This is a genomic window from Trinickia camelliae (genome assembly GCF_053525655.1).
Map to the genome: position 1 here is coordinate 203,042 of NZ_JBCHAA010000010.1, position 20,414 is coordinate 223,455.

Sequence of the window (20,414 nt, forward strand, 5' to 3'; positions counted from 1 at the left end):
ACGATGAATCAACAGACTTCCTCCGAGCCTTTGCTGCAAGTGGTCAGCGTCCACAAGCGCTTTACCGGCGTGCATGCGCTGCGCGGCGTCACGCTGTCGTTCGAACGCGGTCAGATCTATCACCTGCTCGGCGAAAACGGCTGCGGCAAGAGCACGCTGATCAAGATCATCTCCGGCGCGCAGCCGCCCGACGAGGGCGAACTGATCATCGAAGGCCAGCATCATGCGCGGCTGTCGCCGCTCGAAGCGCTCGCGGCGGGGATCGAAACGGTCTACCAGGATTTGTCGCTGCTGCCGAACATGAACGTCGCCGAGAACGTTGCGCTCACAACCGAATTGGCCGAGCACGGCGGACGCCTCGCACGCACTTTCGACCGCCGTGCGCTCGCGCAAACCGCGGCGCGGGCGCTGCAGGCCGTCGGCCTGCCCGGCGACGCCGAGTTTCAGGCGACGCTGATCGAGCAATTGCCGCTCGCGACGCGCCAGCTCGTTGCGATTGCGCGCGCGATCGCGAGCGAGGCGAAGTTCGTCATCATGGACGAGCCGACCACCTCGCTCACGCAAAAGGAAGTCGACAACTTGATCGCCGTGCTCGCGAATCTGCGCGCGCAGGGCGTGACGGTCCTGTTCGTGAGCCACAAGCTCGACGAGTGCTACGCGATCGGCGGCGAGGTGATCGTGATGCGCGACGGCCAGAAAGTGGCGAGCGGGCCGATCGCCGATTACACGAAGTCGCAGTTGAGCGAACTGATGACGGGACGTCATTTGTCGAGCGAGCGTTACCGCGCGAGCACGACGCAAGCGGAGGTGGTGCTCGCGGCGCGTGAACTCACGCGCGCGGGGCAGTTCCGCGACGTGTCGTTCGCGCTGCATCGAGGCGAGATTCTCGGCGTGACGGGCTTGCTCGATTCGGGTCGCAATGAATTGGCGCGCGCGCTGGCGGGCGTGGCGCCCGCGGACTCGGGACGCATCGCGCTCGACGGCCAGCCGATCGTGCTGCGCACGCCCGCCGACGCGAAGCGCCACCGCATCGGCTACGTCCCCGAAGACCGCCTGAACGAAGGGCTCTTTCTCGACAAGCCGATTCGCGACAACGTGATCACCGCGATGATTTCGAGCCTGCGCGACCGCTTCGGCCAGATCGACCGCAAGCGCGCCCGCGAACTCGCCGTCGCTACGGTCAAGGAATTGCAGATCGCGACGCCCGATATCGACAAGCCCGTGCAGTCGCTCTCGGGCGGCAACCAGCAGCGCGTGCTGATCGGCCGCTGGCTCGCGATCGATCCACGCGTGCTGATCCTGCATGGGCCCACGGTGGGCGTCGACGTCGGCTCGAAGGACATCATCTACCGCATCATGCAGCGGCTCTCGCAAAGCGGCATCGGTATCCTGCTGATCAGCGACGACTTGCCGGAACTGCTGCAGAACTGCGACCGGATTTTGATGATGAAGAAGGGGCGGGTCGCGAACGAGTACCGCGCCGAGGGCTTGAAGGAAGCGGCCCTGTACCACGCGCTGCTTTCCGAAGCGGCCTAGCAAGACGATGGACATGCGCATGAACCAGACCATGACTACCCCGAACGCCGCCGAAACCGCCGGAACTGCACCGCAGGTCAGGCCCCTCAACTGGCGCATGAAGCTCTCGCGCAACCCCGAGTGGTTCACGGCCGCGCTGATCGTGCTCACATGCGTGATCGTCGGCGCGATCAATCCGCGCTTCTTCCAGTGGGCGACGCTGTTCGACATGCTGCATTCGGCGACGACGATGTCGCTGTTCGCTCTCGGCACGCTCGTCGTGCTGGCGTCGGGCGGCATCGACGTATCGTTCACCGCGATCGGCGCGCTGACGATGTACTCGATCACGAAGGCCGTCTTCGCCTGGTGGCCCGATGCGCCGTTCGCGCTGATTCTCATGACGGGCGCCGTGGGCGGCATCGTGCTCGGCGTGATCAACGGGCTGCTCGTGCACAGGTTGAAGGCGCCGTCGCTGATCGTCACGATCGGCACGCTGTACCTGTATCGCGGGATCTTGCTGACGTTCGTCGGCACGACGTTCTTCATGAATATCCCGCACAGCATGGACCGTTTCGGCAAGCTGCCGCTCTTTTCTTATCAGACGGCCGACGGGCTGCATGCGGTGCTGCCGGTCTCGGTGATCGCGCTGTTCGCGGCGGCGTGGCTCACGTGGTGGCTGTTGAACCGGACGATGATGGGCCGCGCCGTCTACGCGATGGGCGGCAGCCTCGCGATCGCCGAGCGGCTCGGCTACAACCTGCGCGCGATCCACCTGTTCGTGTTCGGCTATACGGGGATGCTGGCGGGTATCGCGGGCATTCTGCACGTCGCGAACAACCGGCTCGCGAATCCGTTCGATTTGGTCGGCAGCGAGCTCGACGTGATCGCTGCGGTGATCCTCGGCGGCGCGCGCATCACGGGCGGCAGCGGCACGGTGATCGGGACGCTGCTCGGCGTCGTGCTGGTCACGATGATCAACAACGTGCTGATCCTGATCGGCATTCCGAGCACCTGGCAGAAGGTGATCATCGGCGCCTTCATTTTGATCGCGGGGACGTTGTTCGCGCTGCGGCGGCGAGGAACCTAAGACTTCTTTTGAGGCGCGCGGCCGTTCGGAAACGAACGCCACGCTTGAGTCTTGGCGGCTTTCGAGCCGCTTTTTTTACACCATGCGCTTGCGCAGTTCCTGCCCCTTCTCCGTGATGATCGAATCAAAATCATCGACCTGAGAAAAACGCACCGCCTTCACGACGCCGAATTTGCTTGCGTCCACAACCAAATGCCGCTCGACGGCACTCGCCATCGCCGCCTGTTTCAGCGCGACTTCATGAAAATTCCAGCAAGTGACGCCGCGCGCCGTGTCGACGCCGCCGGCGGAAATGAAGGCCTTGTTGATCCCCATGCGGCGCAGCATCTCGAGGCTTTCGTCGCCGCTGAACGAATCCGATGACGGCACATAGACGCCGCCCAGCAGAATCATCCGCACGTTCGGCATGCGCCGCAGGATTTCGGCGATGTTCAGCGAATAGCAGACGACTGTGACGTGATAGTCGGCCGGAATCAGGCGCGCGAGCGAGGTGAGCGTCGTGCCGCAATCGATGAAGATCGTCTCGTTGTCGGCGATCAGTTTCGCGGCGTGCCCCGACGCCTGCGCCTTCGCAAGCGCAAAGTGATCCGTTTCCTGCTCGAGCGAGTAGCCCGCGGAGTTCGGCACATCGTCGGCGCTGACGATATAGCCGCCGAGATAGGTGAAGCGCTCGGGGTTTCCGGCGATGTCGCGCCGCACGGTCATTTCGGATACGCCGAGTAGCGTGGCGGCGTCGCGCAGGTGCATGACGTTCTGCTTGGCGAGCGCGTCGGCGAGCGAGCGCAGGCGGTCGGTCTTCAGCATGGTGGCCCTGGAAAGGACGCTGCAATTGAGCGTGGCAGCGAGCGTTATATTTGTATCGGAGAATTGAGAAGATTATAACAACGGCCTTGTGAAACGGCGAGATCGGCGCGGGCTTTTCCTTCGTTTTTGCCGGTGTTGAACTCGCGCCGCATGCGCGGGTCGATGCATAACGCGCGCGCTGCCGATGTCATTTTTACAGTGCGCGCAGTAGAACGCAGTCATGCACGACCTACGTTTCGCAAGCGCTTTTTGCTTGGAAAACGGCTGTCCAGCACATATTCTGACGGTCAACCCGCGCCTCGCGCGAACGCCGCATCGTTTCTTCACTCGATTGAATTCAGGAGTTACCTCATGACGCGTCCCGTCGATTCCGGCGTTATTTTCATTGCACGTCTTGCTCTGTCGGTGTTGTTTCTTTGGAGCGGTGTCATGAAGCTGCTGGGGTATGCGGGCTTTGTCGGGTATTTGCAAGCGAAGGGCGTGCCGTTCGTGCAGGTCGGCGCGCCGATCGCGGTAGCGGTCGAAGTGCTGGGCGGCTTGTTCCTCGTGCTCGGCTTCAAGGTCCGGCCGCTTGGCCTCTTCATGGCGGTGTATTGCGTCGTTACGGCCGTGCTCGGCCACGATTTCTGGAACGTGACCGACCCTGCCATGCAGCGCGATATGGTGATTCACTTCTGGAAAAACGTGGCGATGGCAGGCGGCTTTCTTCTGCTCTTTGTGACAGGTGCCGGCGGCATCAGCATCGACGGCGCACGGGCCCCGCGTGGCGGGCGCGGGCTGCGCTGAGCGCCGCGTGCATGGAGCTTGCTTGATCGATTGAATCGAGCGCTTCGGCTCTGAACGGAGGGTAGCGATGATTCTGAACTTCGAGCAATTGATCGGCGGAGAAATGATGTCGTTTTGCGCGAGCCTCGGGGAAGGGGAGTCGAAGCATCGCGTGATCATCAGCCGGGAGGACTCGGCGGAAACGATGGTGGTGCTCGACGCATCCGGACTGTTCGGTGCGATTCGGGCCGAGATCGAAGCCCCCGACGTGCTGCTTGCCGACGCAGTCCGCAAAGCGAAGGAAGAAGGCTTGATCGAGCGCGCGCTCGATACGGGCTCGATTCAGAACGCGACGCTTTAGCCGCTCCAGCGATGACGGGGCGATCGCTTGATCGCTAACTAGCTAGTCCCCGCCACGACATGATTGCGCCACTGCGGCGGCCGATCGAACCGGCTCGCGCCGATGCGAATGCGGGTGAATGAAGCACGCGAGCACGCCGCCCACCACGAGCAATCCCGATGCGATCGCGGCCGAAGCCTGCAGGCCGAACACGACATGCGCGGCCGTCGCGCCGCTTGCAAGCGCGCCGAATGCCGCGACGCCAACCGCACCGGCCGCTTGCCGCGCCGTGTTGAGCACCGCCGATGCGGTGCCCGCGCGGTGCGGCTCGACCGACGCGAGGATGGCCGTCGTCATCGCCGGCACCGCGAGGCCCATGCCGGACGGAATCAGCAGGAACGGCAGCAGGAGCGCGAGCGTCGGCGTGGACGCTTGCGTCGCGTGCAGCAGGCCGTAGCCGAGCGCGCCCGTCGCCGCGCCGAGGATCATCGGCACGCGCGGACCATAGCGTCCGACCACCCAGCCGCTCACGACGTTCGAGATCAGGAAGCCGCCTGTCAGCGGCAGGAAGGCGAGGCCGGCCTGAAGCGGCGTGTCGCCATGCACGCGCTGCAGGAAGAGGCTCAGCACGAACACCATCCCGTAGTAGGCGAAGTTCACGCAGACGCCGAACAGCACTGCAGCGCTGAACGTCGCGTCGCGGAACAGCGAGAGCGGCAGCATCGGCGCCGAGCTGCGTGCCTGCACGGCGATAAAGGCGATTGCCGCCACGAGCGCGAGCGCAAAGCCGCCGGCGATGAGCGGATGCATGAAGCCGAGCGGACGCAGTTCGATGACCGCGCCGGTGAAGGCCGTGAGCGTGACGATGGCGAGGCACTGGCCGGGCAGATCGATGCCGCTGGTACGTGCGTGCACCTTGTTCGTCGAGCCGTGCGGCAACGATGCTTGCCGTTGTGCGAGAGCGGGCACCCAAGCGTAGGCAGCCAACAGACCCGCTGCGCAAATCGGCAGATTGACGAGAAAGATACTGCGCCAGCCGAACGCGGCAATCAGCAGCCCGCCTGCGATTGGCCCTGCCGCAATCGCAACCGCTCCCGATGCGGTCCAGAGTCCGACTGCGCGCGCTCGCAAACCTGGATCGTGGCGGCACGCCTGGTTGAGCAAGGCGAGCGAATTCGGCAGCATCGCCGCCGCGCTCACACCTTGCACGGCGCGCGCGCCGATCAGTGTTTCCACGTTTGGGGCGAGCCCGCACGCGAGCGACGAGAGCGCGAAGAGCGCAATGCCGCCCGCGAACAGGCGCCGCGCGCCGAAGCGGTCGCCGAGCACGCCCGCCGACAGCATCAGCACGGCGAACGCGAGCGTATAGGCGTCGACGATCCATTGCAGGGCCGCGACGTCGGCGCCGAGTTCGGCGCCGATGCGCGGCAGGGCGATATTGACGATCGTGACGTCGAGCTGCGTGACGACGAAGGCGATGCTCACCGTGGCGAGGATGCGCGTGATCGCGGGCGTGAAGGTTGAGGTGGTCGGGTTCATGAGCTTGATCGCGGTTTCGACACACCCATCGTAGGGCGCTTGAGCCTGCCGACGTTTCGGTCCTTGCTGAAGGGTCGATGTCGCGTGTCTTGCATTCCGCGCATGACGGTACTGGCAGCATCCCCCATACCCGCTACAATCGCGCGATTCGAGCGCACCACCGACAGACCACTGACAGCGAGGGATAACAATGAACGAGTTACCGCGTCTCATGCCCACGGCGGCGTCCGACGAGAGCTTCGGCGGCGTGACTTATCACATCGGCGGCGAGCTGGTGCCGGTGTTGTCGATCGATGTGTCGAGGCAGTCCGTGTACTTCGAGCACCACATCCTGCTGTGGAAGAACTCGAACGTGCGCATCGGCATCAAGGCCGTGAAGGGCGCAGTCAAGCGGATGCTGGCGGGCATGCAGGTGTTCGTCACGGAAGCGAGCGGCGAGGGCATCATCGCGTTCAGCCGCGACGGCGCGGGCCATGTCGTGCCGATTCATCTGCGCGAGGGCGAAGAGCTGCATGTGCGCGAGCACCAGTTCCTCGCGGCGACGGCGAATATCGAGTACACCTACGAGCGGATTCGCGGCATCGCGAACATGCTGTTCGGGCAGACCGGCTTCTTCGTCGACAAGTTTCGCGGGCACGGCGGCGAAGGCGTGCTGTGGTTGCACGGCTACGGCAACGTCTTCGAAAAGGTGCTCGCGCCCGGCGAGACGATCGACATCGAGCCGGGCGGCTGGCTCTACAAAGACCCGCAGGTCAAGATGGAAACCGTCGTCGACAGACTGACGAGCGGCTTGTTCGGGGCCGGCTTTAACTTCACGGTGAACCGGTTTACCGGCCCCGGGCGGGTGGGGATTCAGTCGATGTATGTGAACAACTCGACTGAGGAGCGGTAACGTTCAGCTCAAAGCGACGGCAGCGCGGGCCGCGTTTCGATCGAGTGACGGATCAGCGATTCGACGGCCTTGCGTTCGTCGCCCGCGAGCGGCAGACGCGGCGGGCGCACAGGCTCCGTGCCGAGGCCGACGATCGCTTCGGCTAGCTTGATGTTCTGCACGAGCTTGTGCGAAACATCGAGCGCGAGCAGCGGTGCGAACCAGCGATAGATCTTGCGCGCTTCGTCGAGACGCCCCGCCTTGACGAGCTTGTAGATCGCAACCGTTTCGCGCGGAAACGCGCAGACGAGCCCCGCGACCCAACCGTGCGCACCCATCAGCATCGCTTCCATTGAGAGGTTGTCGACGCCGCACAGAATCGCGTAGCGGTCGCCGACCGCGTTGATCAGATCCGTCACGCGCCGCACGTCACCGCACGACTCCTTGATCGCGACGATTTTCTTTTCGTCGGCGATCTCCGCGAACATATCGGGCGTCATGTCGACGCCGTACGCGAGCGGATTGTTGTAGATCATCAGCGGCAGCGGGCTGGCGTTGGCCACCATGCGGAAGTGGTTGAGCGTTTCGCGCCGGTCGGATAGGTAGCGCAGGCCCGGCAGCACCATATAGCCGGACGCGCCGCGCTTCGCGCCTTGCTCGACCTGGCGGCAGCCGTCGAGCGTGCTGTTTTCCGCCACCGTCAACAGTACCGGCACCCGGCCGCGCGACGCATCGACGGCGATATCGAGCACTTCGAGCTTTTCGTCGAGCGAGAGCGTCGACGCTTCGCCAAGCGAGCCGCACACGATGATGCCGTCGACGCCGGCTTCGATCTGTGCCTCGATATTCTTCTTCGTCCATTCATGGTCTATGCTGAAATCTGCGTGAAATTTGGTGGTGACCGCGGGCAGAACGCCTTCCCAGATATGTGCCATGTCGTCTCTCCTGATGTAAGTCCCGAGTAGGATTTGAAGCGCAGTGTAAGCATCAGAAATTGTGGCGTCTTGCGTCATTCGCGCGTGCCGGATGACGATTTCGGCACAGGGATGCGCTTTGTGAGTTGTGCCGAAATCGTCACGTCGTACGCGCAACGCCGCCAAGACGGCAGGCGTGCGCGTTCCTACCATTGGCCCCATGAAAACCGTCAACATCATCGATTCGCACACCGGCGGCGAGCCCACCCGCCTGGTCGTGTCCGGCGGCCCCGATCTCGGCCGTGGCCCGCTCGCCGAGCGGCTTGTCACGCTGCGCGAGCGCTTCGACGATTGGCGCGCGGGCATCGTGACCGAGCCGCGCGGGTCCGATGTGATCGTCGGCGCGCTCTTGTGCGAGCCGCACGCTTCCGATTGTGCCGCGGGCGTCATTTATTTCAACAACGTCGGCTACCTCGGCATGTGCGGGCACGGCACGATCGGGCTCATCGTTTCGCTAGCGCATATGGGGCGGATCGAGCCCGGGCGCCATCGGATCGAAACGCCGGTCGGCGTCGTCGAGGCGACCCTCAATGACGATCGTAGCGTGTCGGTTCAGAACGTGCCGGCGTATCGCCATCGGCACGCGGTCACGGTCGACGTGCCGGGGCATGGGCCGCTGACGGGCGATATCGCGTGGGGCGGCAACTGGTTTTTCCTCGTCTCCGAACATGGGCGCACGCTCGTGCCCGCGAACATCGCCGAGCTGACGGCGTTTACGTCGACGGTGCGCGATGCGTTGATCGCGCAGAACATTACCGGCGCCGACGGTGCGCTGATCGACCATATCGAACTGTTCGGCCCAGGCTCGCGCGACGGCATTGATAGCCGCAGCTTCGTGCTATGCCCCGGCAATGCTTACGACCGCTCGCCGTGCGGCACCGGCACGAGCGCGAAGCTCGCGTGCCTCGCCGCCGACGGTAAGCTCGCGCCGGGCGAGGTGTGGCGGCAGGAAAGCATCATCGGCAGCGTGTTCGAGGCGCGTTACGTCGAAAGCGATCGAGCGGGCACGATCGTGCCGACCATCACCGGGCACGCGCACATCATGGCCGAAGGGCGCTTGTGCTTCGACGCGCAAGATCCGTTCGCATGGGGCATACGCACCGCATGACGGCTGATGTCGTGATCGTCGGGGCCGGGATCGTCGGCGCGGCCTGCGCCGCCGAACTGGCCGCGCGCGGAATGACGGTGGACGTGCTCGACGCGCAAGGCATCGGCGGCGGCGCGACGGCGGCGGGCATGGGCCATCTGGTCGTGATGAACGATTCTCCCGCCGAACTCGCGCTCTCCCGCTATTCGCGCGACTTGTGGCTCGAACTGGCGCCGCAGTTGCGCGTGCGCGATGCGTTCTCGCGCTGCGGCACGCTATGGGTAGCCGCCGACGAAGAGGAATGGGATGCCGCGCGCGCGATGCACGACGCGCTCACGGCGAACCATGTGGCGGCGCAGTTGCTCGATGCCGGCGCACTGCGAGCTTGCGAACCGGCGCTGGCGCCCTCGATGGCGGGCGGCTTGCTGGTGGAGCACGACAGCATCGTCTACGCACCGGCCGCCGCGCAATGGTTGCTCGCGCAATCATCCGGCGCGGCGCGCATCCGTGTTCGTCTTGGGAGCGAAGTGCGCGAACTCGATGCCACGCACGCGACGCTCGCCAACGGCGAGCGCGTGAACGGCGCGCATATCGTCCTCGCGAACGGCCTCGGCGCGCGGCAGCTGATGCCGTCATTGCCGATACAGCCGAAAAAAGGCCACTTGCTGATCACCGATCGCTATCCGGGCTTCATCCACCATCAATTGCTCGAACTCGGCTATATCAAGAGCGCGCATCACGCGGCGGGCACGTCGGTCGCATTCAATGCCCAGCCGCGTCCCACAGGTCAATTGCTGATCGGCTCGTCGCGTCAGTTCGAGACCACCGATCCCGCCGTCGAAATGCCCGTGCTCGCGCGGATGCTGAAGCGCGCGGCGCGTTATCTGCCGATGCTGCCGCAAATGAACGGCCTGCGCGCCTGGACCGGTTTTCGGGCGGCGACGCCCGACGGTCTGCCGCTCATCGGCCCGGCCGGGGCTGCCGCGCCCGGGGTGTGGCTCGCGACGGGGCACGAGGGTCTCGGCGTGACGACCGCGCTCGCGACGGCAAAGCTGCTCGCGGCGCAGATTGCCGGGACCGAGTCCGCCATTCCCATCGAGCCGTATTTGCCTGAGCGCTTTCCGGTCGGATCGATCGCGGGAGCGTGTCATGCGTGAGGCGAATCGCGAACACGTGGCACAGGTGGCCGTGACGGTCGACGGACAGGCGCTTCACGTGCCTGTCCACACGACGGTCGCAGCCGCTCTTGTGTTGGCGGATGGCATACGTGGCAGCCGGGTATCAGTGACGGGCGAATCGCGCGCCATGCTGTGCGGCATGGGCGTGTGCCAGGAGTGCAGGGTGACGGTCGATGGCCGCGCGCATGTTCTCGCGTGCCAGACCGTTTGCCGCGATGGCATGACCATCGTTACGGGAGCCGGGTGATGAGCTTGCACTACGACATCGTGGTCGTCGGCGCGGGGCCTGCCGGCTTGAGTGCGGCGCGCGCGGCGGCGGCAAGCGGCGCGTGCATCGCGGTGCTCGACGACAATCCGCGCGCGGGCGGCCAGGTCTGGCGGCAAGGGCCGAATCGCGCTGAGGCAACGCCGTTGCGCGATGCGCTTAGCGCGCTCTCGGCCTGCTCGAACGTCACGTTATGGCCTTCCACACGTGTGATCGCGCTGATGCCCGCCAAGGGATTGCTGATCGAATCGTCGGAACAGGGCGGGGCGACGCTTTCCTACGATCGCCTGATCCTCGCGACCGGTGCGCGCGAACGCTTGCTGCCGTTTCCAGGCTGGACGCTGCCCGGTGTGACCGGCGCCGGCGGTTTGCAAGCGCTCATCAAAGGCGGCATGCCGGTGCGCGGCGAGCGCGTCGTGATCGCGGGCAGCGGGCCGTTGCTGATGGCGGCGCTCGCCACCGCGCGCGAGGCCGGTGCGCAGGTGCGCGCGGTTGTCGAACAGGCGAGTGCGGCTTCCGTGGCGCGTTTTGGCGTCACGCTCGCGGCGACGCCGTCGAAGCTCTGGCAGGCTGCGCGTTTGACGCGGGGTTTCGCCGGCCTGCGTTATTGGACCGGCAGCGTCGTGCGCGAAGCGCGCGGTGAAGGCCGTGTCGAAGAGGTTGTCATCCGGCGTGGCGCGCGCGATCTCACGCTAGCTTGCGACCGCGTGGCATGTGGCTACGGTCTCGTGCCGAACGTGACGCTGGCGCAGGCGCTCGGCTGCGAGTTGGTGGCGGGGCCTGATGGTGCAATCGCAGTCGACGATGTGCAGCGCACAACGGTGGTGGGCGTGTTCGCCGCGGGCGAATGCACGGGCATCGGCGGGATGGAACTCGCGCGCATCGAAGGCGAACTCGCCGGGCTGGCCGCGAGCGGCGCTGGTATCCCGTCCGCGCTGTGGCGTGCGCGCGAGCGCTGGGCCCGCTTTGCGGGCCGCGTCGAGCGGGCCTTTGCGCTCGGCACGGCCGCCTGCGAACCGCCGCCAGCCGATACGCTCTTGTGCCGCTGTGAGGACGTCACATTCGGTGAAGCCGCTGCTCATTCGACTTGGCGCGACGCGAAGTTGCATGCGCGCTGCGGCATGGGACCGTGCCAAGGGCGTATTTGCGGCACTGCCGCCCAGACGTACTTCGGCGAGGCCACCCTAGGCAGGCCCGCGAATGGCGGCCGCGCGCAAACCTGGAACGCCCCACCACCCCGCCCGCCGTTCAGCCCCGCACAGATCTCAACGCTCATCGCGGCGGCGCCTGACGACGATTCCGCGGACCTATAATCGACCGCACGTTCCCCATCTGGCCGTGCCGCGAGACACCCTCGACCATGAACACGCAGGCTTTAGCGCCGAACGTTTCCCTCGACCTGCCCACCGCGCCCGCGGCGGCCACGCTTGCCGACATGCTCACGCACTTCGCGATGCTCGAGCCCGTATTCGACGCGCTGCCCGACGTCGTCTTCTTCGTGAAGGACCGCGACGCGCGCTATGCGCTGGTGAACCGCACGCTCGCGCGGCGCTGCGGCTGCAAGGAGAAGAGCGAGCTGCTCGGCAAGACCACTGAAGACGTCTTCCCGCGCCGCTTTGGCCGTGTCTACATGGCGCAGGACCAGGCGATCATCGGCGCGGGCAACCCGATGCTCGACCAGCTCGAGCTGCATCTCTATCCCGGCCGGCAACCGGGCTGGTGCCTGACGACCAAGGTGCCGCTGCGCAATGCGGCGGGCAGCGTGGTCGGCCTGACCGGCATCTCGCGCGATCTCAAGGCCGACGAAGGCACGCATCCGGCCTACAGCCGTCTCGCGGCTGTCGTGCAATACATCCAGGACAACTATGTGCAGCCGCTGAATCTCAAGCACCTGGCGGAGATGGCGGACATGTCGGTGGCGCAACTGGAGCGCTATTTTCACAAGGTGTTTCACCTGACGCCGCGACAAGTGCTGCTGAAGACGCGGCTCGATGCCGCGACGGCGCTGCTGGTCTCGAACGACAAGGTGACCGACGTCGCCGCGTTGTGCGGCTACACCGATCACAGCGCCTTCACGCGGCAATTCAAGGCGACGGTCGGCATCACGCCGACCGAGTATCGAATGATGCTCAACGGCACAGCGCGCTGACATTGAGCTGAACGGCGTCAGCCTCGTCCGACGAACGGCATCTTGCTTGCCATGATCGTCATGAATTGCACGTTCGCTTCGAGCGGCAACTCCGCCATGTGCAGCACGGCATCGGCGACGTGCTCGACGTTCATGGTCGGCTCGGGCGCCAATTCCCCATTCGCCTGCGGCACGCCTCCGGCCATGCGCTCCGTCATATCGGTGGCCGCGTTGCCGATGTCGATCTGGCCGCAGACGATGTCGTACTTGCGCCCATCGAGCGACGTGGATTTGGTCAGGCCGGTGATCGCGTGCTTGGTGGCCGTATAGGCGATGCTGAACGGGCGGGGCGCATGCGCCGAGATCGAACCATTGTTGATGATGCGGCCGCCTTGCGGCGTTTGCGACTTCATCATCGCGAAGGCTTCGCGCGTGCAGAGGAACGCGCCGGTCAGGTTGGTGTCGACCACCGCGCGCCAGTCATCGACGCTGAGCTGGTCGATTTCGACGGGCGGCGCGCTGCGGCCTGCATTGTTGAAGAGCAGATCGAGCCGCCCGTAGCGTTGCCGCGTTGCTGCGAAGAGCGCGGCGACGCTCGATGCATCGGTGATGTCGGCGGCGACCGCAAGCGCATCTTCGCCGCGTTTCTGTGCGGACTCGGCGAGCGCATCGAGCGCCGCCTCGTTGCGCGCCGCAAGCACGACGCGATACCCGTGGGACAGCAGCTTGAGCGCGACGGCGCGTCCAATGCCATTGCTCGCGCCGGTGACCAAGGCGACTTTTCCTGATGTTGCATTCATCGAATGTCTTCCTATTAAGGGGTATCAAGCGGAGATAAAAACATACTTTATTAATTCTAGAGGAATACGAATAAACGTGCGAAAAAATGCTGGATTTATGGCGGATTAATACTAGTTGCGAACCGGCGGCATTGCTTGACGCGGGCCCCCAAGTGACACATATTGATTAAAAATTTGTGACCCCTTTCGTCGTCTTCTCTTCGACGGCGAAGCGCGTTGACAGCGTATGGCCTTTTGAGCGCAGCCGCCGCGATGTCGGTTTGCAGTATCCGTCGCGTATTCATCCAAGGGTCCGGCTATGTCTAGCCAATCCACTCCTGAAGCGGCCTTTCCGGTGGCGTGCAAACGCTGCGGCGGATTGCTGCTCGAACCAATCTCCTTCTGTCCTCATTGCGGCGCGAGTGCGCGGGTGGCGCTAGGCGCCGATTCGGCCGCGAGCGCTTCCGCGAATTCTGCAGCCGCTGCATCAAAGCCCTCTGCCGCCGACTTGCCGCGCGTCGAGCTGTCGATACCTACGCCGCCCGTGCCGCTGTTCGCGGCGGCGGGCGGCGGGAGCTTGTCGGCGGGCGCCACCGCGTCGCCGCTGCCCGGCGGTGCGCGGCATTGGGGCTTGAGCCGAGGAGCCGGGCTGACGCTCGTCGCGTTCGCGGTGCTGTTCGGCGGCTTCGTGCTGCTGCATCAGTTCGACAATGAGGCAGCACACGTCGAAGAGATGATGTCGCGTACGGCCGTCGGTACGGTCACGCCGGGATTCGAGCGTCCGGCAGCGGCGAGCGCGGCGGTTGCCGCGCCTGCTTCGCACGCGGCGGCGTCGCGCAATATGCAGGCGGCGCAAGAACAAGCCCAGCTGCAGGCACAAGCGCAGGCGCAGGCGAAACAACAAGCCCAGCAGCAGGCACAAGCGCAAGCGAAGCAACAGGCTCAAGCTCAAGCGCTGGCGAAGCAACAAGCGCTAGCGTTGGCGAAGCAACAAGCGCAGGCGCTGGCGATGCAACAAGCGCAGGCAAAGTTACAAGCCCAGGCTCAAGCGCAGGCGAAGTTACAAGCCCAGGCTCAAGCGCAGGCGAAGTTACAGGCCCAAGCGCAAGCGCAAGCAAGAATGCAAGCCCAGTCGAAAGCTGAACAGCCACCGCTGCTGCCGCCAACCATCCCGCGCGCCCAGGCATCGGCGCAAGCGCCCGCGCCGCCGCAGGCAAAAACAGTGGCGCCACCCGCGCAGCCGGTCCCGCAGCCCCCCGCTCAGGCCGCGATCGCCGCTGCGGCGCCAGAGTCCGCCGATCATCGCGGCAAGGCGATTCCGCGCGATCTTCAGTCGATTCAAGCGAGCCTGCAAAAGAACGATCTGACGGGTGCGCGCGCCGCGTTGAACGACGTCATCGCCGCGCAGCCGGACAACGCCGACGCACAAAGACTTCGTCAAGAGCTGCAGACACGCGAGCAGGCGCGCGACGCCTCGCTGCGCACCGCGCGAGGCTGTGCGCAACAAGGCCAGTGGACCTGTGTCTGGCACAACGCAGGCGACGCGCTGTCGGCCGACTCGAGCAGCGCCGAAGCGAAATCGCTGGTCGTGCGCTCGATCCGCGAATCGGGCTGGGGCAAGGCCCCGCCGCCGGCGCCCAGTTCCGATCAGCCGAATAGTCAGTAACGCGTCACATGATCGACGCGGCCGGGGCCGAGCTGGCCCAACACGGCGTCAGATGAAAATCAGGAGCGTGCGCTGTACTTGCGCACAACGATGAGGGGCGGCACGGCACGTCGGACACATGCTGTGCACGAGATGTGAACCAGGCCAACAGGTGCACCATGATCAGGACGATAGTGGCGGGGTTGGGGACAGTGGCGTTCGCGTTGCTTGCGACGCTCGGCTCGGCGGGCCAGGCGCGCGCCGAAGCGCACTACAAGATAGTCACGGGACCGGAAAGGGGCACCTACATCCAGATCGGCGCGGATCTCGCGAAGTACGTCGCGGCTCCGGCGGGCATCGATCTCGATGTGCTGGCCTCGAAAGGCTCGGCCGAGAACGTGCAGCGCATGCGCTACGAGCCGGGCGTGAAGCTCGCGCTCGTGCAGTCGGACGTGTATCAGGCATTTGTCGATATGGCCGATGCGGGCAACGACGAAGCGGGCACGATCATCCGTCCGCTGCGCCTCATCATGCCGCTCTATAACGAGGAGATCTATTTCGTCGTCCGCGCCGATTCGCAGATGGAGTACATCCAGGACATCAAGGGCAAGAACATCAGCGTCGGGCTGATCGGCAGCGGTACGGCGCAATCAGGCACGACGCTGTACCGCCTGATGTTCGGCCGTCCGATCGACGATGCGAATATCGCGCACTTGAGCAACGAAGACTCGCTCGCGCAGTTGATCGCGAAGCAGATCGACGTGGCGATCGTTGTCGCCGGCCAGCCGGCGAAGATTTTCACCGATATGAACCCGGAGCTGCTCGCGCAGCTCAAGTTCCTCAAGCTCGATCCGAACGCACCTGAAACGACACGCGGCAAGCAGACGTATTTCACGGACGTCATTCGCCAGAGCAGCTATCCGAACTGGCTCAAGGACGACGTGCCGACGTGGACCGTCAAAGCCTATCTGGTGACTTACGACTATGGATTGCGCGACACGGTCGGCAACCTGGACCGTTTCGCCGACTCGCTGTGCACGCACTTCGACGACCTGCAGGCGCACGGTCATCCGAAATGGAAGGAAGTGAAACTCGAATTGCCGCCGCTGAGTTCGGGCTGGAAGTACTACCCGCCGGTGGAGCGCCACTTGCGCGCGTGCCTTGCGCGCCGGGCGGCCATGGCGCAACGGCCACAACCGCGGCCCGTGGCGGAGGAAAAGCCGAAGGCGCCGTGTTCGTCGGAGGAACAGCTGCTGATGCTTTGCAAATAGATCAAGCGGCGATCAAGCGGCGCCGAGCCCGCGCAGGACCGCGTTGCCTTCCGAGGTCAATTGAAAGCGCGGGCTGTCTTGCGAGCCGTTCACCATCTCGACGAGTCCTGCTTCCTGCAGCATCGGAATTTCGGGCTTCGCCTTGAAGTCGATGGGAGAGTGCAGCAATAGAAGCAGCGTGGCCAGCTCGTGGTGGCTCAAAAGGCGCCGCAAGATATGCGGTTGCTTGGCGGGCGCGGCTGCGCGGTCCGGCAGGCGGTTCAGCTCGTTCATTTTCGCGTTCCTGTCGCTGATTCTGCTTGCGGATGATCGTCAAGAAGACTTAAGCGATTCTTAAAACGCGGACCTATACCGCATTTTCTGTACCGTCAGCGCCTTACAACCGATTACGACGATTACGGCGCGCAGGTCTTGCTCGCGCTTTCGAGCCAGAGGTTCGACATGTGGCGCTCGCCCGGATAGAAGCGATACGACGTCTGGCCGTTGTCGTCGCGCACCTTGACGACGTTCGAATCACCGAACTCGAGCATCGTGCCTTGTGGGATCGGCATAGATTTGAAGCTGACGCCGTGCTTGATGGCGTCTTGCGTCAGGCATGCGACGACATCGTTGACCGAGCGATTGGTCGCATGATCGATTTCAGGCTCGCCGGAATCCGGGTTGCTCTGAAACAGGCTGCATCCGGCGACGAGCAAGGGGATCGATACGGCTGCGGCGAGGGTGAGTCGTTTCATGAATCTGCGGTGCTCCTGAAAGGAAAACGCCGCGCGCGGCGGGCAATAGGGTCAGTTTCCATATGTCATTAGGCCCTAACACCCTGCACCGCGGCGCGCGGCGGAACAGCCGCCATTAGAACATATCGATGTGAGCCGCCTTTCTCGCTCAGAACGTGACCGCCAAGCCGAACATCGCGACGAACTGCGCGTGCGTCGACGACGGCGTCGTGTTTTGAGAGTCGCCGACAGCGGGCGCGGCCGCGATGATATTGCCCGCGCCTGCGGTACCGAGCGTATTGCCGCTCGCGTGCTGGTAAGCCTGCGTCGAGTAGAGCGTCGTGCGTTTCGACAAGCGGTACGACTCGCGCAGCGAGTATTGCTCGTAGCGCGCCGCGCTCGTGATGCCGTTGGCCTTCGACGCCGCCGTGTACGCAAAGCCGCCCGCGATATCGAAGGCGGGCGTGAAGCGATAGTCGGCGAGCGCGCCGTAGCTGTTGAAGACTGCGGTATTCCTGAACAGCGAGCTGCCGCCCGCCAGGTACTGGACGTTCGAATAGTTCAAGCCGAGCGTCAGATTGCCGAGCGCATAGTTGCCGGCGGCGGCGATGTGCTGGACCGCGCGGGCCGAGATGTACCCCTGGTTCAGCGCGGACGTGCCGAGCTGCGCGGTGGCGCTCGGGTCGAACCCCTTCGTGAGCCCGGTGTTGTTCATGCGCAGGTAGCCGGCGCCGAGGGTCATCGGGCCGTTCGCGTAGCTGAGCCCGCCGCTCCAGGTCTGGCCTTTGCCGGGGCTGCCCGCGATGCCGCTGAGCGCGTACATCGCGCTTGCGGTGAGGCCGTAGTAAGTCGGCGACGTATACGTGACCGAATTGTTGATGCGGATGGTGGTGTCGAGTCCGTCGATGTCGGCCGGATGCGCGCCGGTTGCGCCGGTGAGCCAGTTGCTGCCGGTAAGCGGACCGACCATCAGGTAATACGGCGTGTACTGGCGGCCGGCCGTGACCGTGCCGTATTGCGCGTTCTGCAAGCCCACATACGACTGGCGATTGAAGAGCAGGCCCGAGGTCTGCGCCGCGCCAGTGTTCGGATCGAAGCCGGCCTGCAGGTCGAAGATCGCCTTGGTGCCGCCGCCCAGATCCTCCGAGCCCTTGAAGCCGAATTTCGACGCGTACAAGTTGCCTTGCCGCAGATACACGTTCGAGCTGCCTTTCTGGTTGTTGACGTAGGTGATCGCGTCGTCCACCACGCCGTACAGCGTGACGCTGCTTTGCGCCCAGGCCGGGGTCGTGGCGAGAGCGGCGCCTGCGGCGAACAGGGCCCGCTTGATCGTGAAGCCAGATTTCATCAAAAAAGTCTCCGGTGTCGTTGACGAATTGTTGTAGTGCTGCGGTATTGCGGTGCGGCGGATGGAACTACTTGCGGTTCCGGGCTTGCGCGGCGAGTCTCACGGCTGCGTTGACCGCGCCATAACCGTCGTAGCCGCCGCGGCGCTCGACGATCTCCAGCGAGAAGCGCCGGCCGATCTGCTCGGTATAGGCGTGGAAGAACTCGCCCCCGCGCTCGTCTCGGTCGTACAGGATGTGTTTTTCGGCGAGCGCGTCGATCAGCTCGTCGGGCAGCGCGTAGCGGGCCGCGAGGTCGTCGTAGTAATTGCGCGGAATGCGCAGGAACGGCACGCCGTCGGCGACGAATTGGTCGATCGCGCTGAAGATGTCGTCGCTGCGGAACGCGACGTGGTTCAGGCCCGAACCGTGGTAGGTGTCGAGCGCGTCGGCCACCGCCGTATGGCGGTCCGCCGACGCGTTGAGCGCAATGCGCACGGAGCCGTCGCGGCTTCTCACCGCGCGGCTGCGCACCAGACCGTACGGATCGGGCACGACCCAGCTTGGTTCGGCGTCGAAGCCGAACGCGGTCTTGAAGAACAGAATCCAGGTGTCGAGCGCATCGGCGGGCAGCGCGAGGCAGACGTGGTCGATGCTCGTGAGCGGCCCGACTTCGGTGGGGCCGTTGACGTCGGTGAGCACGAAGTCCGATTCGTAGAGCGTCGGCGCGTCGGGCGCTTCGTCGACGAAATATTCGAGGCTGCCGTCCGGCGCCTGCACGCTCGGCAGCACGCGCTCGTTCGGCCCGACGCGGCCCGAGAACGGCGTATAGCCAAAACCGGCGGCGCGCTCGAAAGCGACCTTCGCATCGTCGACGCGAAACGCTGATGCGCACAGCGACAGTCCATGCCGTTGGTAGAACGCGTCGGCGAACGAATCGCGCTCGGCGTTCAGCACGATCGACGCGGCGCCGTGCTGATAGAGCGTGACGTCCTTTGAACGATGGCGGCCCGCGAGGCGAAAGCGCAGCTTGCCGAGCCAATCGGCGACTTGCGCGCCGGTGGCCGCGTCGACGGCGAATTCGAGGAACTGGAAGCCGACGTGCGCCGGCGGCGCGGGCGGCTCGAACAGCGGCTGCCCGGCGCGCGGCTTGACGCTTTCGCGTGCCAGATGCGCGCGCGTCTGTTCTTCGAGGTACAGCAGCGAGCGATAGCCGTCCTTCGCCGTGATGGCGGTTTGCGCGGCGCGAAACCCATCGTTGAAAATCTCGAGCGACAGCGGGCCCGTGTAGCCCGCTTCGATCACGCGCGCCGTGAAGCGGGCAAGATCGAAATCGCCTTGGCCCGGGAAGCACCGGTAATGGCGGCTCCATTCGAGCACGTCCATCGCGAGCTTCGGCGCATCGGCGAGTTGCACGAAGGCGATGCGCTCGCCCGGGATCGCGGCGATCTCGTCGACCGAATCGTTCAGCGACAACGTATGGAAGCTGTCGAGCGCGAGTCCGAGGTGCGGATGATTCACCGCGTCGACAAGCCGCCAAGCGTGGCGGTACGAATTCACGTGGCGTCCCCATGCGAGCGCTTCGTACGCGGCCACCACGCCCGCTTGGCTAGCAGCATTCGCCAGCGCGCCGAGCTGATCGACGATCAGCGCATCGTCGGCGATCGTGTCCGGCGACACGTTGCTGCACACGAGGATGCGGTCGCAGCCCAACTCATGCATCAAGTCGAACTTGCGCTTCACGCGATCGAGATTGCGGGCGAGGCGCTCGGCGCTCACGCCCTCGAAGTCGCGGAACGGCTGGAACAGCACGATCTTCAACCCCAAGTCTTCGGCGATCCGGCGCACTTCGGCGGGCGAGCCGTCGAAGTAAAGCAGGTCGTTTTCGAAGATTTCGACGCCGTCGAAGCCCGCCTGCCGGATCGCGGCCAGCTTTTCAGCAAGCGTTCCGCTGATGGATACGGTGGCTATCGAACGTTGCATGGTGAAGCTCCTGCGAAGGCGGAATGGGGCGAAAAATCGATCCGGATGAAACTGGCGGCGAAGCTGAAATGAACCATTTGATCCAATCTATGGTTCGAGCTTAGCCGCCAATACCAGTCGAATTTCCGTGAATTATACAAACTAA

20 protein-coding genes are annotated in these 20,414 nt (G+C 64.7%); 12 read left to right on the forward strand and 8 right to left on the reverse strand.

What is annotated here, in order from left to right; all coding sequences use genetic code 11:
• Nucleotides 1-3: 3 nt before the first annotated feature.
• Nucleotides 4-1,536 (forward strand): sugar ABC transporter ATP-binding protein, encoded by a 1,533-nt coding sequence (locus AAHK20_RS18325; protein ID WP_449182918.1) that lies wholly within the window; start codon nt 4-6, stop codon nt 1,534-1,536.
• 19 nt (nt 1,537-1,555) lie between these two features.
• Nucleotides 1,556-2,602 (forward strand): ABC transporter permease, encoded by a 1,047-nt coding sequence (locus tag AAHK20_RS18330; RefSeq protein WP_449182919.1) that lies wholly within the window; start codon nt 1,556-1,558, stop codon nt 2,600-2,602.
• Nucleotides 2,603-2,677: 75 nt separating this feature from the next.
• Here the strand turns inward: AAHK20_RS18330 and AAHK20_RS18335 are convergent, their stop codons facing one another.
• Entirely contained in the window at nt 2,678-3,406 is a 729-nt protein-coding gene (locus AAHK20_RS18335) for a DeoR/GlpR family DNA-binding transcription regulator (RefSeq protein ID WP_449182920.1), read from the reverse strand.
• Nucleotides 3,407-3,757: 351 nt separating this feature from the next.
• Between AAHK20_RS18335 and AAHK20_RS18340 the strand changes: the two genes are divergently transcribed.
• Entirely contained in the window at nt 3,758-4,192 is a 435-nt protein-coding gene (locus AAHK20_RS18340) for a DoxX family protein (protein WP_449182921.1), read from the forward strand.
• 67 nt (nt 4,193-4,259) lie between these two features.
• Nucleotides 4,260-4,532, forward strand: coding sequence for a hypothetical protein (locus AAHK20_RS18345; RefSeq protein WP_449182922.1), 273 nt, complete (start codon nt 4,260-4,262; stop codon nt 4,530-4,532).
• A gap of 42 nt (nt 4,533-4,574) precedes the next feature.
• Here AAHK20_RS18345 and AAHK20_RS18350 read toward each other — a convergent pair whose 3' ends face one another.
• Nucleotides 4,575-6,050: an MFS transporter gene (locus AAHK20_RS18350; protein WP_449182923.1), complete on the reverse strand. Its 1,476-nt coding sequence runs from the start codon at nt 6,048-6,050 to the stop codon at nt 4,575-4,577.
• A gap of 190 nt (nt 6,051-6,240) precedes the next feature.
• Here AAHK20_RS18350 and AAHK20_RS18355 point away from each other — a divergent pair, with 190 nt between their 5' ends.
• Nucleotides 6,241-6,942, forward strand: a complete 702-nt coding sequence (locus tag AAHK20_RS18355; protein WP_449182924.1) for an AIM24 family protein — start codon at nt 6,241-6,243, stop codon at nt 6,940-6,942.
• An 8-nt stretch (nt 6,943-6,950) separates the two neighbouring features.
• On the opposite strand, the gene AAHK20_RS18360 is transcribed toward AAHK20_RS18355, so the two are convergent.
• Nucleotides 6,951-7,856 (reverse strand): dihydrodipicolinate synthase family protein, encoded by a 906-nt coding sequence (locus tag AAHK20_RS18360; RefSeq protein WP_449182925.1) that lies wholly within the window; start codon nt 7,854-7,856, stop codon nt 6,951-6,953.
• Nucleotides 7,857-8,055: 199 nt separating this feature from the next.
• Between AAHK20_RS18360 and AAHK20_RS18365 the strand changes: the two genes are divergently transcribed.
• The 5 genes from AAHK20_RS18365 to AAHK20_RS18385 are packed head-to-tail and all read left to right on the forward strand — an operon-like array spanning nt 8,056 to nt 12,574.
• A complete protein-coding gene (locus tag AAHK20_RS18365) occupies nt 8,056-9,003 on the forward strand; it encodes a 4-hydroxyproline epimerase (RefSeq protein WP_449182926.1) in 948 nt (315 codons plus the stop codon).
• Entirely contained in the window at nt 9,000-10,139 is a 1,140-nt protein-coding gene (locus AAHK20_RS18370; RefSeq protein WP_449182981.1) for an NAD(P)/FAD-dependent oxidoreductase, read from the forward strand. Before AAHK20_RS18365 ends, AAHK20_RS18370 begins: the two co-directional genes overlap by 4 nt.
• Nucleotides 10,132-10,407: a (2Fe-2S)-binding protein gene (locus AAHK20_RS18375; RefSeq protein WP_449182927.1), complete on the forward strand. Its 276-nt coding sequence runs from the start codon at nt 10,132-10,134 to the stop codon at nt 10,405-10,407. The genes AAHK20_RS18370 and AAHK20_RS18375 overlap by 8 nt, the downstream gene beginning before the upstream one ends.
• Entirely contained in the window at nt 10,407-11,738 is a 1,332-nt protein-coding gene (locus AAHK20_RS18380) for an FAD-dependent oxidoreductase (protein WP_449182928.1), read from the forward strand. Before AAHK20_RS18375 ends, AAHK20_RS18380 begins: the two co-directional genes overlap by 1 nt.
• Nucleotides 11,739-11,785: 47 nt before the next feature.
• Entirely contained in the window at nt 11,786-12,574 is a 789-nt protein-coding gene (locus tag AAHK20_RS18385) for a PAS domain-containing protein (RefSeq protein WP_449182929.1), read from the forward strand.
• Nucleotides 12,575-12,591: 17 nt separating this feature from the next.
• Here AAHK20_RS18385 and AAHK20_RS18390 read toward each other — a convergent pair whose 3' ends face one another.
• Entirely contained in the window at nt 12,592-13,353 is a 762-nt protein-coding gene (locus tag AAHK20_RS18390; RefSeq protein WP_449182930.1) for an SDR family oxidoreductase, read from the reverse strand.
• Between the two features lie 298 nt (nt 13,354-13,651).
• Between AAHK20_RS18390 and AAHK20_RS18395 the strand changes: the two genes are divergently transcribed.
• Both AAHK20_RS18395 and AAHK20_RS18400 read left to right on the forward strand, forming a co-directional pair.
• Complete coding sequence (locus AAHK20_RS18395; RefSeq protein WP_449182931.1) at nt 13,652-14,998, forward strand: hypothetical protein; 1,347 nt, start codon at nt 13,652-13,654, stop codon at nt 14,996-14,998.
• 158 nt (nt 14,999-15,156) lie between these two features.
• A complete protein-coding gene (locus AAHK20_RS18400; RefSeq protein WP_449182932.1) occupies nt 15,157-16,248 on the forward strand; it encodes a TAXI family TRAP transporter solute-binding subunit in 1,092 nt (363 codons plus the stop codon).
• Nucleotides 16,249-16,260: 12 nt separating this feature from the next.
• On the opposite strand, the gene AAHK20_RS18405 is transcribed toward AAHK20_RS18400, so the two are convergent.
• The 4 genes from AAHK20_RS18405 to AAHK20_RS18420 all read right to left on the reverse strand — a co-directional run bounded on the left by AAHK20_RS18405 (nt 16,261) and on the right by AAHK20_RS18420 (nt 20,269).
• The gene (locus AAHK20_RS18405) at nt 16,261-16,521 is read right to left on the reverse strand and encodes a hypothetical protein (RefSeq protein ID WP_449182933.1); all 261 of its coding nucleotides are present in this window, start codon (nt 16,519-16,521) and stop codon (nt 16,261-16,263) included.
• 122 nt (nt 16,522-16,643) lie between these two features.
• Complete coding sequence (locus AAHK20_RS18410) at nt 16,644-16,982, reverse strand: hypothetical protein (protein WP_449182934.1); 339 nt, start codon at nt 16,980-16,982, stop codon at nt 16,644-16,646.
• 148 nt (nt 16,983-17,130) lie between these two features.
• Complete coding sequence (locus AAHK20_RS18415; protein WP_449182935.1) at nt 17,131-18,309, reverse strand: porin; 1,179 nt, start codon at nt 18,307-18,309, stop codon at nt 17,131-17,133.
• 67 nt (nt 18,310-18,376) lie between these two features.
• The gene (locus AAHK20_RS18420; protein WP_449182936.1) at nt 18,377-20,269 is read right to left on the reverse strand and encodes a bifunctional sugar phosphate isomerase/epimerase/4-hydroxyphenylpyruvate dioxygenase family protein; all 1,893 of its coding nucleotides are present in this window, start codon (nt 20,267-20,269) and stop codon (nt 18,377-18,379) included.
• Nucleotides 20,270-20,414 lie beyond the last annotated feature (145 nt).

Excerpts from the sequence above, each read along its gene's own strand:
- AAHK20_RS18325 (WP_449182918.1), top strand. The coding sequence starts at position 4 with ATGAATCAACAGACTTCCTCCGAGCCTTTGCTGCAAGTGGTCAGCGTC.
- AAHK20_RS18330 (WP_449182919.1), top strand. The coding sequence starts at position 1,556 with ATGAACCAGACCATGACTACCCCGAACGCCGCCGAAACCGCCGGAACT.
- AAHK20_RS18335 (WP_449182920.1), bottom strand. The coding sequence starts at position 3,406 with ATGCTGAAGACCGACCGCCTGCGCTCGCTCGCCGACGCGCTCGCCAAG.
- AAHK20_RS18340 (WP_449182921.1), top strand. The coding sequence starts at position 3,758 with ATGACGCGTCCCGTCGATTCCGGCGTTATTTTCATTGCACGTCTTGCT.
- AAHK20_RS18345 (WP_449182922.1), top strand. The coding sequence starts at position 4,260 with ATGATTCTGAACTTCGAGCAATTGATCGGCGGAGAAATGATGTCGTTT.
- AAHK20_RS18350 (WP_449182923.1), bottom strand. The coding sequence starts at position 6,050 with ATGAACCCGACCACCTCAACCTTCACGCCCGCGATCACGCGCATCCTC.
- AAHK20_RS18355 (WP_449182924.1), top strand. The coding sequence starts at position 6,241 with ATGAACGAGTTACCGCGTCTCATGCCCACGGCGGCGTCCGACGAGAGC.
- AAHK20_RS18360 (WP_449182925.1), bottom strand. The coding sequence starts at position 7,856 with ATGGCACATATCTGGGAAGGCGTTCTGCCCGCGGTCACCACCAAATTT.
- AAHK20_RS18365 (WP_449182926.1), top strand. The coding sequence starts at position 8,056 with ATGAAAACCGTCAACATCATCGATTCGCACACCGGCGGCGAGCCCACC.
- AAHK20_RS18370 (WP_449182981.1), top strand. The coding sequence starts at position 9,000 with ATGACGGCTGATGTCGTGATCGTCGGGGCCGGGATCGTCGGCGCGGCC.
- AAHK20_RS18375 (WP_449182927.1), top strand. The coding sequence starts at position 10,132 with ATGCGTGAGGCGAATCGCGAACACGTGGCACAGGTGGCCGTGACGGTC.
- AAHK20_RS18380 (WP_449182928.1), top strand. The coding sequence starts at position 10,407 with ATGAGCTTGCACTACGACATCGTGGTCGTCGGCGCGGGGCCTGCCGGC.
- AAHK20_RS18385 (WP_449182929.1), top strand. The coding sequence starts at position 11,786 with ATGAACACGCAGGCTTTAGCGCCGAACGTTTCCCTCGACCTGCCCACC.
- AAHK20_RS18390 (WP_449182930.1), bottom strand. The coding sequence starts at position 13,353 with ATGAATGCAACATCAGGAAAAGTCGCCTTGGTCACCGGCGCGAGCAAT.
- AAHK20_RS18395 (WP_449182931.1), top strand. The coding sequence starts at position 13,652 with ATGTCTAGCCAATCCACTCCTGAAGCGGCCTTTCCGGTGGCGTGCAAA.
- AAHK20_RS18400 (WP_449182932.1), top strand. The coding sequence starts at position 15,157 with ATGATCAGGACGATAGTGGCGGGGTTGGGGACAGTGGCGTTCGCGTTG.
- AAHK20_RS18405 (WP_449182933.1), bottom strand. The coding sequence starts at position 16,521 with ATGAACGAGCTGAACCGCCTGCCGGACCGCGCAGCCGCGCCCGCCAAG.
- AAHK20_RS18410 (WP_449182934.1), bottom strand. The coding sequence starts at position 16,982 with ATGAAACGACTCACCCTCGCCGCAGCCGTATCGATCCCCTTGCTCGTC.
- AAHK20_RS18415 (WP_449182935.1), bottom strand. The coding sequence starts at position 18,309 with ATGAAATCTGGCTTCACGATCAAGCGGGCCCTGTTCGCCGCAGGCGCC.
- AAHK20_RS18420 (WP_449182936.1), bottom strand. The coding sequence starts at position 20,269 with ATGCAACGTTCGATAGCCACCGTATCCATCAGCGGAACGCTTGCTGAA.